Origin of the sequence: Pseudoduganella sp. R-43 (assembly GCF_049913255.1) — a bacterium.
GTDB lineage: Bacteria > Pseudomonadota > Gammaproteobacteria > Burkholderiales > Burkholderiaceae_D > Rugamonas.
Genome location: NZ_CP183988.1, coordinates 2,072,315 through 2,086,840, shown reverse-complemented (window position 1 = coordinate 2,086,840; position 14,526 = coordinate 2,072,315). Strand labels below are relative to the sequence as shown.

The 14,526-nt window shown below is 61.1% G+C and carries 14 protein-coding genes; 6 read left to right on the top strand and 8 right to left on the bottom strand.

Annotated elements, in window-relative coordinates; translation table 11 throughout:
- Positions 1 to 4 precede the first annotated feature (4 nt).
- Positions 5 to 940: a glycosyltransferase gene (locus tag ACN9M3_RS09490; protein WP_426322043.1), complete on the bottom strand. Its 936-nt coding sequence runs from the start codon at positions 938 to 940 to the stop codon at positions 5 to 7.
- A gap of 147 nt (positions 941 to 1,087) precedes the next feature.
- Between ACN9M3_RS09490 and ACN9M3_RS09485 the strand changes: the two genes are divergently transcribed.
- Positions 1,088 to 1,501: a glycine zipper 2TM domain-containing protein gene (locus ACN9M3_RS09485; RefSeq protein ID WP_426322041.1), complete on the top strand. Its 414-nt coding sequence runs from the start codon at positions 1,088 to 1,090 to the stop codon at positions 1,499 to 1,501.
- On the opposite strand, the gene ACN9M3_RS09480 is transcribed toward ACN9M3_RS09485, so the two are convergent.
- The gene (locus ACN9M3_RS09480) at positions 1,498 to 2,118 is read right to left on the bottom strand and encodes a LysE family translocator (protein WP_426170224.1); all 621 of its coding nucleotides are present in this window, start codon (positions 2,116 to 2,118) and stop codon (positions 1,498 to 1,500) included. The two genes, ACN9M3_RS09485 and ACN9M3_RS09480, sit on opposite strands and share 4 nt — an antisense overlap.
- A gap of 60 nt (positions 2,119 to 2,178) precedes the next feature.
- Between ACN9M3_RS09480 and ACN9M3_RS09475 the strand changes: the two genes are divergently transcribed.
- The 4 genes from ACN9M3_RS09475 (at position 2,179) to ACN9M3_RS09460 (ending at position 5,406) form a co-directional block, all read left to right on the top strand.
- Positions 2,179 to 3,168: a proline dehydrogenase family protein gene (locus ACN9M3_RS09475; protein WP_426322039.1), complete on the top strand. Its 990-nt coding sequence runs from the start codon at positions 2,179 to 2,181 to the stop codon at positions 3,166 to 3,168.
- The gene (locus tag ACN9M3_RS09470) at positions 3,165 to 4,073 is read left to right on the top strand and encodes a polysaccharide deacetylase family protein (protein ID WP_426170219.1); all 909 of its coding nucleotides are present in this window, start codon (positions 3,165 to 3,167) and stop codon (positions 4,071 to 4,073) included. The genes ACN9M3_RS09475 and ACN9M3_RS09470 overlap by 4 nt, the downstream gene beginning before the upstream one ends.
- A gap of 93 nt (positions 4,074 to 4,166) precedes the next feature.
- Positions 4,167 to 4,361 (top strand): hypothetical protein, encoded by a 195-nt coding sequence (locus tag ACN9M3_RS09465; RefSeq protein ID WP_426170216.1) that lies wholly within the window; start codon positions 4,167 to 4,169, stop codon positions 4,359 to 4,361.
- Entirely contained in the window at positions 4,348 to 5,406 is a 1,059-nt protein-coding gene (locus ACN9M3_RS09460; RefSeq protein ID WP_426322036.1) for a bifunctional transcriptional activator/DNA repair enzyme AdaA, read from the top strand. The genes ACN9M3_RS09465 and ACN9M3_RS09460 overlap by 14 nt, the downstream gene beginning before the upstream one ends.
- A gap of 29 nt (positions 5,407 to 5,435) precedes the next feature.
- On the opposite strand, the gene ACN9M3_RS09455 is transcribed toward ACN9M3_RS09460, so the two are convergent.
- The 6 genes from ACN9M3_RS09455 to ugpQ form a co-directional block, all read right to left on the bottom strand.
- The gene (locus ACN9M3_RS09455; RefSeq protein WP_426322034.1) at positions 5,436 to 7,226 is read right to left on the bottom strand and encodes an acyl-CoA dehydrogenase; all 1,791 of its coding nucleotides are present in this window, start codon (positions 7,224 to 7,226) and stop codon (positions 5,436 to 5,438) included.
- Positions 7,227 to 7,347: 121 nt separating this feature from the next.
- Positions 7,348 to 8,280 carry an electron transfer flavoprotein subunit alpha/FixB family protein gene (locus tag ACN9M3_RS09450; RefSeq protein WP_426322032.1) on the bottom strand — a complete coding sequence of 311 codons (933 nt, stop codon included), beginning with the start codon at positions 8,278 to 8,280 and terminating at the stop codon, positions 7,348 to 7,350.
- A gap of 84 nt (positions 8,281 to 8,364) precedes the next feature.
- Positions 8,365 to 9,114 (bottom strand): electron transfer flavoprotein subunit beta/FixA family protein, encoded by a 750-nt coding sequence (locus ACN9M3_RS09445; protein ID WP_057261578.1) that lies wholly within the window; start codon positions 9,112 to 9,114, stop codon positions 8,365 to 8,367.
- 147 nt (positions 9,115 to 9,261) lie between these two features.
- Positions 9,262 to 9,489 (bottom strand): sulfurtransferase TusA family protein, encoded by a 228-nt coding sequence (locus ACN9M3_RS09440; RefSeq protein WP_426172164.1) that lies wholly within the window; start codon positions 9,487 to 9,489, stop codon positions 9,262 to 9,264.
- 189 nt (positions 9,490 to 9,678) lie between these two features.
- Entirely contained in the window at positions 9,679 to 12,291 is a 2,613-nt protein-coding gene (gene alaS / locus ACN9M3_RS09435) for an alanine--tRNA ligase (protein ID WP_426170204.1), read from the bottom strand.
- A 123-nt stretch (positions 12,292 to 12,414) separates the two neighbouring features.
- Positions 12,415 to 13,167, bottom strand: a complete 753-nt coding sequence (gene ugpQ, locus ACN9M3_RS09430; protein WP_426170202.1) for a glycerophosphodiester phosphodiesterase — start codon at positions 13,165 to 13,167, stop codon at positions 12,415 to 12,417.
- A 70-nt stretch (positions 13,168 to 13,237) separates the two neighbouring features.
- Here ugpQ and ACN9M3_RS09425 point away from each other — a divergent pair, with 70 nt between their 5' ends.
- Positions 13,238 to 14,464 carry a CaiB/BaiF CoA transferase family protein gene (locus ACN9M3_RS09425; protein WP_426170199.1) on the top strand — a complete coding sequence of 409 codons (1,227 nt, stop codon included), beginning with the start codon at positions 13,238 to 13,240 and terminating at the stop codon, positions 14,462 to 14,464.
- Positions 14,465 to 14,526: the final 62 nt, after the last annotated feature.

Genomic DNA, 14,526 nt, shown 5'->3' with positions numbered 1-14,526 from the left:
GCCCTTAGTTTCCATGGGCCGGGTAAGCCAGGTAAGCAAAGCGCTTTTGTTCAATACGCGCCTTGGTCACTGCATCAAGGACAATGCCGCAGACCAGCAGCACCACGCCAAACAGCATGATGGCCGAGCACAATACGGCGGTAGGCTGTCGCGGTACCAACCCAGTATCCCAATAGACGCTTAGTAGTGGCACGGCCAAGCCGACCGAAAGCAGGAAGCAAGCCATAAAACCGATGCCAAAGAATGCCAACGGGCGCTCCGACTTAAACAGGCGCAAGATGGTCATCAAGATGCGCCATCCGTCCCGGTAGGTATTGAGTTTGCTGAAGGAGCCCTCTGGCCGAGCCTTGTATACGGTCTCGACCTCTGCCACCGGCATGCGCAACTCGAGGGCATGCACCGTCAGCTCGGTCTCGATTTCGAAACCTGTGGAATGGGCGGCAAACGATTTTACGTAGCGGCGAGAAAACACGCGATAACCGGACAGGATGTCGGTAAAGGTACGTCCGAACAACATGGACACACAGCCGGTCAGCAGGTTGTTACCGAAGCGGTGTCCCAGGCGATAGGCAGCCTGTTCCTCGGTGACACGATTCCCAACCACCATGTCCAGGCCTTCATCAAACAGCTTAGCGACCAATTGTGGGGCAATCGCGGCATCATAAGTGTCGTCACCGTCCACCATAATGTAGGCATCAGCCTCGATATCGGCGAACATGCGGCGTACAACGCTGCCCTTGCCCTGATGCGGTACCAGGCGCACGCTGGCTCCTGCACGACGGGCAATCTCGGCGGTGCCGTCGGTTGAATTATTGTCGAAGACGTAGATTGTCGCTTGCGGCAAACTAGCGCGAAAATCGTGCACGATGGCTTCGATGGTAAGCGCCTCATTGTAACAAGGCACCAAAATTGCGACGCGCGCGGATGACTGGCCAATCATAGTAAAAAATCAATTAAGGCATTAACAATCCGCGATTATAGCCGTTCTTACATATCACCCTCTGCAACGCCTTGTCACAAATTAGCATTCCAGAAGGAAACTAATGGCCTATACTCACCAACACCACAACGCTTTTGGAGAACCCATATGAAAGTAATTAAATTCCTCTTGCCAGCCATCCTGGCCGTAACGGTGACTGGCGCTTACGCACAGCCAAAGCGCGCTGTTTGCGCTGATTGCGGCACTGTGACCGCAGTGAAAATGATCGAAAAAGACGGCGAAGGCAGCGCAGCCGGCATCGTTGCCGGCGGTATTGCTGGCGGCCTGCTGGGCCACCAGGTTGGCGGCGGCACCGGCAAGACCCTGGCCACCGTTGCTGGCGCTGCAGGCGGCGCTTACGCTGGCAAGAAGATCGAAGGCAAGATGAACAAGGTCAAGGAATGGCACGTGACTGTCCGCTACGAAACCGGCAAGGTCGGCACCGTCGTCCTGAAGAACGATCCAAACCTGCGTAACGGCGACCACGTCAAGCGCGAGCACGGCGGCCTGAACCGCATCTAAGTCCTTCGCGACAGCAGTAAGCCCATCCCCGCGCCGGCCAGCAGGCCGGCGCAAATCCGGTTGAATACCCTCTTCCCGCGCGGTTGCGCAAACCACCTCTGCAGGCGTGCGCCCATCCAGGCGTAAGCTGCCAGCGCCACCACTTCCAGCAGCAGGAACAACACCCCGAGCACAAAGAACTGTGCGCCTACCGGCCCGGCGGGATCGACGAACTGCGGCAAGAACGCCGTGAAGATCAGGATCGCTTTCGGATTGCCCGATGCGACAAAAAACTCCTGCCGCGCCAACTGCCACCAGCCTGGCGCCGACGCAGCGTTGTCCACCTGCACGCCCGGCTGCGCGCGCCACAATTGCCAGGCCAGGTATAACAAGTAGATCGCGCCGACGGTCTTGATCCCGTAGAACAGCAGCTCCGAAGTATGCAGCACCGCTGCCAGCCCTGCCGATGCCAAGGCGATCATTCCCGCAAATGCCACCAGTCGCCCGGCACCAGCCAGGCAGGAGCGCCGAAAGCCATAGCGCGTGGCATTGCTAACCGATAGCAGGTTGTTCGGCCCCGGCGCCATGTTCAGCGCAAAACAGGCAGGCACGAACAGCATGAGGGTTGAAGCATCCATGGCCGGCTCCATATTGAAATTTTAGCTAATATACAACGTCCAAACGCGCAAGGAGACACTGTGACAGACAATACCACGCCGCATTTCCCGCCCCAGTGGCAACCCCTGGTCGACCGGGCGGCCAGCGCCTTGCGCGAACTGGCCGTCAATGAAGATGCCAAGGCCCGATTCCTCGAAGACCCGCTGCTGCGCCCTTACATGGACCGCGTGTCGCAGCGCTACGTTGCCGGCAGCACCGTGTCGGACGCGATCGTGCGCGCTGCCATGATCAACCAGAACGGGCACCGCGCTTCCGCCGAATACATGGGCGAGAGCGTGCGTAACGAAGCCTTCGCCAATGCGGAGACTGGCGTCTTCTTGCAGCTGGTCCAGGCCATCGGCGAGCAGCGTCTTGATTGCTCGATCTCCTTCGACTTGTCCCACGTCGGCTCGCTGGTCGATCCCGAACTGGGCTACCAGAACGCGCGCCGCATCGCGCGCGCCGCCAGTGAAATCGGGCAGGAAGTGATGATCTCGATGGAGGCCTCGGACCGCACGTCCGGCATTTACGAGATCTACGGCCGCCTGCACGAAAAGGATGGCCTGTCGAACGTCGGCATCACGGTACCGGCCAAGCTGCATCGCACCGCCAACGATCTCCCCGCGCTGCTGCGCCATCCCGGCCGCATCCGCCTGGTCAAAGGCGCGATGTTCGAACCGGTGGAAATTGCTTATCCCCGCAATAGTCCCGAACTGGCATCGGCCTATCGCCGCTATGCCGCACTGTTGCTGCGCAGCGGCCACAAATGTTCGATTGCCACGCATGACCGGGCGATCCAGGATGAGCTGACGGCGATGATCCGCGCAGAAGGCATCGCCGCAGGCCCCTATGAATTCGAATCCCTGATAGGCTTGGGCGAGCAGAACATCGCCCACCTGCGCGACGCCGGATTTCCGACGCGTGAATACGCAGTTTTTGGAAAGGAGTACTTCCTGTACGTATTGAACCGCATCTCTGAGGAACCCGTACGCGTCTACCAGGCCGTCATTGACGCATTGGGTGCCGTATGATGCGCCGCCTTCTCGCCGCCGCTGCACTGGCCGCTGCCAGCGCAGCGCAAGCGCAATCGGTAGCCATCACGATCGATGATGGTCCGAACGCAGGCAGCACGCCCCGCATGTCGGCCCCGGAACGCAACCAGGCCATTCTGGATGCGCTGGCCAAGCACCGCGTGCAGGCCGCGCTGTTCGTCACCTCCGGCTTCGGCGCCAACACGCCGCAAGGCCTGCCGCTGCTGCAAGCCTGGAGCAAGGCGGGCCATGCCATCGGCAATCACACCGTGACCCATCCGGACCTGGAAAGAATCCCACTGGCCGAGTACCAGCGCCAGGTGATGGAATGCGACCGCTTGATCAGCACCCAGCCCGGCTACCAGAAATGGCTGCGCTTCACTTACCTGCGCGAGGGGAACACGCCTGAAAAGATCGACGGCATGCGCACCTTCCTGCGCGACCATGGTTACCGCAACGCTCGCGTGAGCCTGGACACCAGCGATTGGCGCCTTAACGAAAAGCTGGAGCAAGTACTGAAGAAGGATCCAAATGCCGACATCAGCGCTATCCGGACCGCTTACCTGACCCACGTCAGGCAACGCGCGCTGGCTTACCGCGAGCTGTCGCAGCAACTGCAGGGGCGCGATATTTCGCAAGTCCTGCTGCTGCACCACAACCTGCTCAACGCGCTGTGGCTGGACGACGTGCTGGCACAGTTCAAGGAAATGGGCTGGAAGATCATCACGCCGGCGGAAGCGTTTGCCGATCCGGTCTACATGCTGGAGCCGGTGCGCAAGGCCGCAGGACAGAGCCAGTTGCTGTCGCTGGGGCGCACCCTGGGATTGGGTTTGACGCCTGGAGGGGAGCGCCTGGTCGATGACGGCGATTACGAAATCGCCGAACTGGCAAAGAAAGGACTGTAACGCCCGGCATAAAAATAGTCGTCTGTTTTTCGGTTGTCGCCAAAGCTGGAGCCTCGCTAAGCTCCAGCCATCACTGCAACCGGAATCCATTTCATGCCTCTATTTTTCTTTGCCTGGCGCGCCGCGGCGCTTGAGGAAACCGTTGCCCGTGGCCGCGCGTATGCTGCCGCCCGTTTCAGCATGGGCAACTTCGTGCACGGCGCCATGACGCGGCAACTGCAGGCCATGCTTGAGTCGACCCGCCACCAGCAATCCTTCTCGCCCCTGTTCGCCGATGAAATTCACTGATCCCGCCGACATCCAGCGCTGCTACCAGGCCCTGGTCGCGCGCTCGCCCGAGCATGTCGGCGCTTTTTATGCAGCGGTCAAGACCACCGGCATCTTCTGCCTGCCGACCTGCCGCGCGCGCAAACCGAAGGCGGAAAATGTCGACTTTTTCTCCGACATCAAGGAGCCGCTGGCGCTTGGCTTCCGCCCCTGCAAGGTGTGCCGCCCGACCGAAAATGCACCCGACGTGCCGCCGCAAGTCGCCCGCGCAGTCGCGCTGGTGCGGGAACATCCCAAGCGGCGCATCCAGGATGCCGAACTGCGCGAACTGGGCATCAGCCCGGAACTGGTGCGGCGCTGGTTCAAGAAACACCACGGTTTCAGCTTCCAGGCCTACCAGCGCATGTTGCGCATCAACCTGGCCATGACGGAACTGAAGGAGGGTCGCAGCGCCACCGAAGTAGCGCTCGACAGCGGTTACGAATCGCTCAGCGGCTTCGCCTATACCTACAAGAAGATGACCGGCAATGCGCCCAGCCAGGGCGCACAGCAACTAGTGCTGCACCGCTTTGCGACGCCGCTTGGGCCAATGTTTGTCTGCGCCAGCGAGAACGGCGTGTGCTTACTGGAATTCACCGACCGACGCATGCTGGAAACCGAGTTCCGCGATTTGCAGCGCCTGTTCAAGGCGCGCATCCTGGCCGGAGAAAACGCACACACGCGAGAAGCCGAGACCCAGACCGCGGAATACTTCGAAGGCAAACGTCAGCAGTTCAGCGTGGCGCTGGACGCACCGGGCAGCGATTTCCAGCGCGGCGTCTGGGATGCCTTGCGCGCAATGAAGTTCGGGGAAGTGACGCATTATGCCGACCTGGCAGCGCGCCTGGGTGCACCCAACTCGGTGCGGGCGGTAGCTGGAGCGAATGGGGCGAACCGGATTGCGATCATCATTCCCTGCCACCGGATTATCGGCAAGGATGGTTCGCTGACGGGATACGGAGGGGGATTGGCGCGCAAGAAGTGGCTCCTTGCGCATGAACTGCAGAACCGGCAAAGCGGTGTCTGACCCATTGGGTCAGACACCATGGTTCTGGCTTAGAACTGCTCGACGTCCAGGCCCAGCACACCGGCGCTGCCATCAACAATGGCGGTGCGCATGCCGGTGGAACCGGACAGGATGTGGTCCGCGAAGAAACGCGCGGTCACGATCTTGGCGTGGAAGAACGAAGCGTCGCCCTCCCCTGCCGACAGCTTGGACTGCGCGATCAGCGCAGCACGGCCCATCTGCCAGCCGCCGAACACGATACCGGCCAGCTTCAGGTACAGCACGGAGCCGGAGAATACGCCCTTGATATCCGACTTGGCGTGGTTGACGACGAAGTCCACCACCGCTTCCAGGTCGTCCGCGCCCTGCACCAGGTGCTTGCGGATCGCCGCGAAGTCAGGACTGTTCACGCCAGCCAGTTCTTCGGCAGTCGCGCGCACCTGGGCAATGATCGACTTGGCCAAAGCGCCGCCATCGCGCACGGTCTTGCGGCCGATCAGGTCATTGGCCTGGATCGCGGTGGTGCCTTCATAGATGGTCAGGATCTTGGCGTCGCGGTAGTGCTGCGCCGCGCCGGTTTCCTCGATGAAGCCCATGCCGCCGTGCACCTGCACGCCGTCGCGGGTCACGTTCTCGGACATCTCGGTCGACCAACCCTTCACGATCGGCACCAGGTATTCGTAGACAGCCTGGTTCGCAGCGCGGACTTCCGCATCGGCGTGGTGATGAGCCACGTCGTGGATGCCGGCAGCCACGTAAGCCAGCGCACGCGCCGCTTCGGTCTGGGCGCGCATCGACATCAGCATGCGGCGCACGTCCGGATGGTTGATGATCGCCACGCCGGCTGGAGAGCCGTTCAGGTCGCGCGACTGCACGCGGTCCTTGGCGAAGGTCACAGCCTGCTGGTAAGCGCGCTCCGCCAGGCCCACGCCCTGCATGCCGACGCCGAAACGGGCCGCGTTCATCATGATGAACATGTATTCCAGGCCGCGGTTCTCTTCGCCCACCAGGTAGCCAACGGCGCCGCCATTGTCGCCGAATTGCAGCACGGCGGTTGGGGAAGCCTTGATGCCCAGCTTGTGTTCGATCGACACGCAGTGCGCGTCGTTGCGCTCGCCCAGCGAACCGTCGGCGTTGACCATGAACTTCGGCACGATGAACAGCGAGATGCCCTTCACGCCTGGAGGCGCATCAGGAGTACGCGCCAGCACCAGGTGAATGATGTTCTCGGCCATGTCGTGCTCACCGTAGGTGATGAAGATCTTGGTGCCGAATACTTTGTAGGTGCCGTCGCCCTGCGGCACGGCGCGGGTGCGCACGGCAGCCAGGTCGGAGCCGGCCTGCGGCTCGGTCAGGTTCATGGTGCCGGTCCACTTGCCGGTCACCAGCGGCTCCAGGTAGGTCGCCTTCTGCTCGTCGGAACCGGCGGTCAGCAGCGCTTCGATCGCGCCGTCGGACAGCAGCGCCACCAGCGCGAACGACAGGTTCGAGCCGTGCAGCATTTCCACGCACGGGGTGCCGATCAGCTTCGGCAGGCCCTGGCCGCCGAATTCCGTCGGGTGCTGCAGGCCTTGCCAGCCGGCTTCCGCGAACTGCTTGAAGGCTTCCTTGAAGCCCTTCGAGGTGATGACCTTGCCATCAGCCCAGGAGCTAGGCTCTTTGTCTGCCGCGTGGTTCAGCGGGGCGATCACGCCGCTCACGAACTTCGCGTTTTCTTCCAGTACGGCTTCCGCGGTTTCCGCGTTTGCATCTTCACAGCCTGGCAGCGCGGACACGCTAGCCAGGTTTGCCAGTTCGTTCATCACGAACAGCATGTCTTTCATTGGGGCTTGATAGCTCATTGATGTCTCCAAAAATCTCCAGAAACCTGAAAAACGGGGTCTGACCCAAGGGTCAGACCCCGATCAGGCGGCCGTCGCGAGCCAGTGTCAGACCCTGAGGGTCTGACACTGCTTTACCGGTTTAACCCAGTTCCTTGACCAGTTGAGGCACAACCTCGAACAGGTCGCCCACGATGCCGTAGTCGGCAACGGAGAAGATAGGAGCTTCAGGGTCTTTGTTCACAGCCACGATGACCTTGGAGTCCTTCATGCCGGCCAGGTGCTGGATCGCGCCGGAGATACCGACGGCGATGTACAGGGAAGGAGCAACGATCTTGCCGGTCTGGCCAACCTGCCAGTCGTTCGGCACGAAACCTGCGTCCACCGCAGCGCGCGATGCGCCCATGGCGGCGTTCAGCTTGTCGGCCAGTGGTTCCAGGATCTTGAAGGCGTCAGCGGAGCCCATGCCGCGGCCACCGGAAACGATGATCTTGGCAGCGGTCAGTTCCGGACGGTCCGACTTGGCCACTTCGCGGCCAACGAAAGCGGACTTGCCGAAATCAGCGGCTGCAGCCACGCTTTCCACAGCAGCGGAACCGCCTTCGGCAGCAGCAGCGTCGAAGCCGGTGCTACGTACGGTGATCACCTTGACCTTGTCCGACGATTGCACGTACGCGATCGCATTGCCGGCGTAGATTGGGCGCTCGAAGGTATCAGGCGCGTCAACCTTGGTGATTTCGGAGATCTGAGCCACGTCCAGCTTGGCGGCAACGCGCGGCAGGATGTTCTTGCCGTAAGCGGTTGCCGGAGCCAGGATGTGGGTGTAGCCACCAGCGATCGCCAGGATCTGCTCGGAGACGTTTTCGGCCAGGCCGTCCGCGAAGTAAGCTGCGTCTGCGTGCAGCACCTTGGTGACGCCAGCGATCTTGGCAGCGGCGGCAGCAGCGGCGCCGGCATTCGAGCCAGCGACCAGCACGTGCACTTCGCCTGCGCATTTGGCGGCGGCGGTAACGGTGTGGAGGGTGCTGCCCTTCAGGGATGCGTTGTCGTGTTCTGCGATTACGAGTGCGACCATGATATTTTTTCCTTGAGTGAAAACCGGCAGACCGGTGTCTGACCCAATGGGTCAGACACCTGCAGTTCCGGTTTTAGCAAATAATTAGATGACTTTAGCTTCGGTGCGCAGCTTGGACACCAGGGTCGCTACGTCAGGCACTTTGATACCAGCGGAACGCTTGGCAGGCTCGGCCACTTTCAGGGTTTTCAGGCGCGGGGTCACGTCGACGCCCAGGTCTTCCGGCTTGACGGTATCCAGCGGCTTCTTCTTCGCCTTCATGATGTTAGGCAGGGTCACATAGCGCGGCTCGTTCAGGCGCAGGTCGGTGGTCACGATGGCTGGCAGTTGCAGCGCCAGGGTTTCCAGGCCGCCGTCCACTTCGCGGGTCACGGTGACTTTGCCGTCGCCCAGCTCAACCTTTGACGCGAAGGTCGCTTGCGGCCAGCCCAGCAGCGCTGCCAGCATCTGGCCAACCTGGTTGGAGTCGTCGTCGATAGCCTGCTTGCCCAGGATGATCAGTTGCGGTTGCTCTTTGTCGGCAACGGCCTTCAGCAGCTTGGCTACAGCCAGCGGCTCCAGTTCAACGCCGGTTTCGATCAGGATGCCGCGGTCGGCGCCGATCGCCATGCCGGTGCGCAGGGTTTCCTGGCATTGGGTCACGCCGGCGGACACGGCAACCACTTCGGTTACTTTGCCAGCTTCTTTCAGGCGGGTCGCTTCTTCCAGTGCGATCTCGTCGAACGGGTTCATCGACATTTTGACGTTGGCGATATCTACGCCAGTGCCGTCGGATTTGACGCGCACTTTCACGTTGAAGTCGACGACGCGCTTGACAGGTACCAGGACTTTCATAGGTGTGCCTTTGAAAAAGAGATAAGTAAAATTAGTGGGCTAGATTATATTGGAATTCGATATCACTTATCGAATAAAAGCACGGTCGTGCGTTTTTTAAGTACAATCCGGCGCCGAAAATCAGCAACCGGTAGCATACCGCAGTTTTTACTTGCGGCGCATCAAAAACGTAAATTCAGTGCCCTGCTGGACGTAGGACAAGAGTGCATTGCCAGTCTGCTTGGCAAAGGCCTGGAAGTCACGCACTGACCCTGGATCGGTAGCCACGATACGCAACACCTGGCCGCTTTCCAATTCCGCCAAGGCTTTCTTGGCTTTCAGAATAGGCAGCGGGCAATTCAGGCCGCGGGCGTCGAGGTCCTTATGAAATTCCATGGTCTCGGACTCGAGAGTAAGAGTTTCGCTCATCAATATCTCGCTTCTGTACAACTGGTTCCGACATACTACTCCAATTTTGTGCGTCTGACGCACTGCACCAAAATAGTTAATGTTGCGTTGCAAAATCACAACGACCTTGCAATATCGGAAAGGCCCGCACTAGGAAGCGCGGGCCCCTGGCAGCTTTTAGATACGCGACTCCACCCATGCTGCAACGCCACCGAGAGCACCTGGCAGTGCATCCGGATTGGTGCCGCCGGCTTGCGCCATGTCAGGACGTCCACCGCCCTTGCCGCCCACTTGTTGTGCAACGAAGTTGACCAGCTCGCCGGCCTTGACCTTGCCGATCGAGTCCGCCGTCACGCCGGCGATCAGGCTGACCTTGCCGTCATTGACGGAAGCCAGCACGATGGCAGCGGACTTCAGCTTGTCTTTCAGCTTGTCCATGGTTTCGCGCAGCGCGGTCACGTCGGCGCCTTCCATGGTTGCAGCCAGCACCTTCAGGCCCTTGACGTCGACCGCCTTGTTGACCAGTTCGTCGCCCTGGCCGGAAGCCAGCTTGGACTTCAACGCAGCCAGTTCTTTTTCCAGCGACTTCACCTGGTCCTGCACGGCGGCGATCTTGGAAGTCAGTTCTTCCGGGTTCGACTTCAGCGCGGCAGCAGCTTCGTTCAGCTTGCGAGCCATGCCCTGCACCAGCGCCAAGGCGCCTTCGCCGGTCACGGCTTCCACGCGGCGGATACCGGCAGCAACGCCGCCTTCCGATACGATCTTGAACAGGCCGATATCGCCGGTGCGGTGCACGTGCACGCCGCCGCACAGCTCTTTCGAGGAACCGATGTCCATCACGCGCACTTCGTCGCCGTACTTCTCGCCGAACAGCGCCATGGCGCCATGCTTCACGGCGTCGTCGAAGGACATGTGGTGCGACTGGGTCGCAGCATTGGCCAGGATCTCGGCGTTGACGATGGCTTCCACCTTGGCGATTTCCTCGGCGGTCATCGGCTGGGTGTGGGAGAAGTCGAAACGCGCCTTGTCCGGATCAACCAGCGAGCCTTTCTGCGCCACGTGGGAGCCCAGCACTTCGCGCAGGGCCTTGTGCATCAGGTGGGTCGCCGAGTGGTTACGGATGGTGCGGCCGCGCGAATGCTGGTCCACAGCAGCGCCGACAGCGTCGCCCACTTTCAGCGAACCCTGTGCCACCACGCCGTGGTGGCCGAACACGTCAGCCTGGATCTTCAGCGTGTCTTCCACGTCGAAGCGGCCGGTGGCGCCGGTGATCAGGCCCTGGTCGCCCACCTGGCCGCCGGATTCGGCGTAGAACGGGGTGGTATCCAGCACGACGATGCCCTGCTCGCCGGTCTTCAGTTCCTGCACCGGTGCGCCGTTGGCGTACAGGGCGATCACTTTCGAATCATGCAGCAGCTGGTCATAGCCGACGAACTTGTTCTTCTCGCCGGAGTATTCAACGTTGGCAGCCATCTTCTTGAACTTGCCGCCTTCGCGCGCCTTCTGCTTCTGCGCTTCCATGGCGACGTTGAAGCCTGCTTCGTCCAGCGTCACTTCGCGTTCGCGGCAGATGTCGGCGGTCAGGTCCAGTGGGAAGCCGTAGGTGTCGTACAGGGTGAAGGCGGTAGCACCATCCAGGTTCTTCGGATCCTTGGCCAGTTGGGCTTCCAGGATCTTCATGCCGTTTTCCAGGGTCTCGCCGAAACGCTCCTCTTCCGCCTTCAGCACCTGGGCCACGCGGTCCTTGGCTTCCGCCAGCTCAGGATAGGCAACGCCCATTTCGGTGTTCAGGTCTGCCACCAGCTTGTAGAAGAAGGCTTTGGTCTGGCCCAGTTTGTGGCCGTGACGCAGTGCGCGGCGGATGATGCGGCGCAGGACATAGCCGTGGCCTTCAGGGCCAGGGATGATGCCGTCGACGATCATGAAAGCAGCAGCGCGGATGTGGTCGGCGATCACGCGCAGCGATTTGTTTTCCAGGTCGGTCGCGCCGGTTTCGCGGGCGGCAGCCTTGATCAGGGCCTGGAAGGAATCGATCTCATAGTTCGAGTGCACGTGCTGCAGGACGGCAGCCAGGCGCTCCATGCCCATGCCGGTATCCACGCAAGGCTTCGGCAGCTTGTGCATCACGCCCGCTTCGTCGCGGTTGAACTGCATGAACACCAGGTTCCAGATTTCGATGAAGCGGTCGCCGTCTTCCTGGTCCGAGCCCGGAGGACCGCCCCAGATGTCGGCGCCGTGGTCGTAGAAGATCTCGGTGCAAGGACCGCATGGGCCGGTGTCGGCCATCTGCCAGAAGTTGTCCGACGCGTAACGCGAACCCTTGTTGTCGCCGATGCGGATGATGCGCTCTTTCGGCACGCCGATTTCGTTGGCCCAGATATCGTAGGCTTCGTCGTCCTCGATGTAGACGGTGACGGTCAGCTTCTCAGGCGGCAGGCCATAGACCTTGGTCAGCAGCTCCCACGCGTATTGGATGGCATCGCGCTTGAAATAGTCGCCGAAGCTGAAATTGCCCAGCATTTCGAAGAAGGTGTGGTGACGCGCGGTGTAGCCGACGTTTTCCAGGTCGTTATGCTTGCCGCCGGCGCGCACGCAGCGCTGCACGGTGGTGGCACGGGAATACGGGCGCACATCCTGGCCCAGGAACACATCCTTGAACTGCACCATGCCGGAGTTGGTCAACAGCAGGGTCGGGTCGTTGCCTGGCACCAGCGGGCTGGAACGGACAATCGTATGGCCCTTGGATTCGAAGAATTTCAGGAACTTTTCGCGAATTTCAGCAGATTTCATGTCGTAAAAGGTAGGTTGCAGGCTGGTGCAAAGGGTTGATTATACGTGAACAGTTCGCCTGATAAATGGGGACGTATCCCATTTAGAGGGAAATTTCCTCTAGATGGGGTGCGTCCCCATTTATCAAGCGAAGTCCGGCCCGATCAAGTCGATGCGGTCGGTGCAGAAGGCGTCTACGCCGAGCGCGAGGATTTCCCGCGCTCGTTCCGGCGTATTGACGGTATAGCAAAACAGGCCCAGGCCTGCTGCCTTCACCGCTCTTGCCTGGTCCGGTGTCAGGTATTTGTGGTTGGTATGGATCGCCACCGCGCCAAGGTCGCGCGCCGTTTCCAGCCAATTGGGGGGAATTTTATCAAACAGACAAGCCCGCGGTAGTTCGGGCGCAGCATCGCGCGCCGCCGCCAAGGCCGGCATGCTGAAGGACGAGAGCAAAGGCATTGACGCCGGATCGCCGGCCGCCACCTCGGCAGCGAAACGGGCACGCGCAGTCTGCGCCACCCAACGGCCGGTCGCCTCATCATGGCCTTCAGCCGGCTTGATCTCGATATTCATCCAGATCTTATGCTCTTTGCAGTAGTCGACCCACTCCAGGAATAAAGGCACTGGCTCACCGCGGAACTCAGGGCCGAACCATCGCCCGGCATCCATCTTCGCCAATTCGGCTGCCGAAAAGTTCGGCACATAGCCATCGCCATAGATCGTGCGGCCAAAGTGCGGATCATGCATCACCACGCCAATGCCATCGGATGACAGCATGACGTCGAATTCCACCGCGCGGAAACCATAAGCCAGGCCGGCACGCAAGCCGGCGATGGTGTTTTCCGGAGCCAGCGTGCCGCCTCCGCGATGCGCAACGATTTTTGGGTAGGGCCACATAGGATTAAGACACTAACACGGTTGGATGCGTTAAGCTAACGCTCCCTGAAAACAGTAGGAAGAAGACAACATGACCCCGAAGGCCCTTGGACACATTCGCGTACTGGATTTAAGCCGCGTGCTGGCCGGCCCCTGGTGCTCGCAGAACCTCGCCGACCTGGGCGCGGACGTGATCAAGATCGAGCGGCCGGGCAGCGGTGACGACACCCGCGCCTGGGGGCCACCCTACGCCAAGGACGCCTCCGGCGCCGACACCACCGAAGCCGCCTACTACCTGTCCGCCAACCGCGGCAAGCGCTCGGTCACCTGCGACATCTCCAAGCCGGAGGGCCAGGCCCTGATCCGCGAACTGGCCAGGCACGCCGACGTGGTGCTGGAAAACTACAAGGTCGGCCAGCTGAAAAAATATGGCCTGGATTATGAATCGCTGAAGGCCGTCAAGCCGGACCTGGTCTACTGCTCCGTAACCGGCTTTGGCCAGGACGGCCCCTACGCACACCGCGCCGGCTACGACTTCCTGATCCAGGGCATGGGCGGTTTGATGTCCGTCACCGGCGAGCGCGACGACCTGCCGGGCGGCGGCCCGCAGAAAGCCGGCGTGGCCCTGACCGACCTGATGACCGGCATGTACTCCACCATCGCAATTTTGGCCGCCCTGACCCACCGCGACCGGACCGGCGAAGGTCAATATATCGACATGGCGCTGCTGGACGTGCAGGTCGCGATGTTGGCCAATATGGGCTCCAACTACCTGAATAGCGGCAAAGCGCCCAAGCGCTGGGGCAACGCCCACGCCAACATCGTGCCGTACCAGACCTTCGCCTGCGCCGACGGCTACATCATCGTCGCCACCGGCAACGACGGCCAGTACCAGAAATTCGTGGAAGTGGGCGGCCGCCCCGACCTTGCCACACACGAACGCTACGCCACCAATCCACTGCGCGTGAAGAACCGCGACGAGCTGGTGCCGATCCTGGCTGACATGGTGAAGTCACAACCGCGCGACTGGTGGATCGAACAGCTGGAAGCGGTAGGCGTGCCATGCGGCCCAATCAACGACCTGCACGACGTATTCAAGAACCCGCAAGTGCAAGCGCGCGGCATGATGATTGAAACAGCCCACCCGACCGCCGGCAAAGTGAAACTGGTGCGCAACCCAATGCGCCTGAGCGCCAGTCCCGCAGAAACCGACATGGCCCCGCCCCTGCTTGGCCAGCACACCGACGAAGTGCTGCGCGAAGTCCTCGGCCGCAGCGAGGCCGACATCGCCTCCCTGCGCGCCAAAGGCATCCTGTAACGCGTTACGGCCGAGCCCGTGTCACACCTTGGGGTCACACCCCGAGAGTGACACGAGCCCAA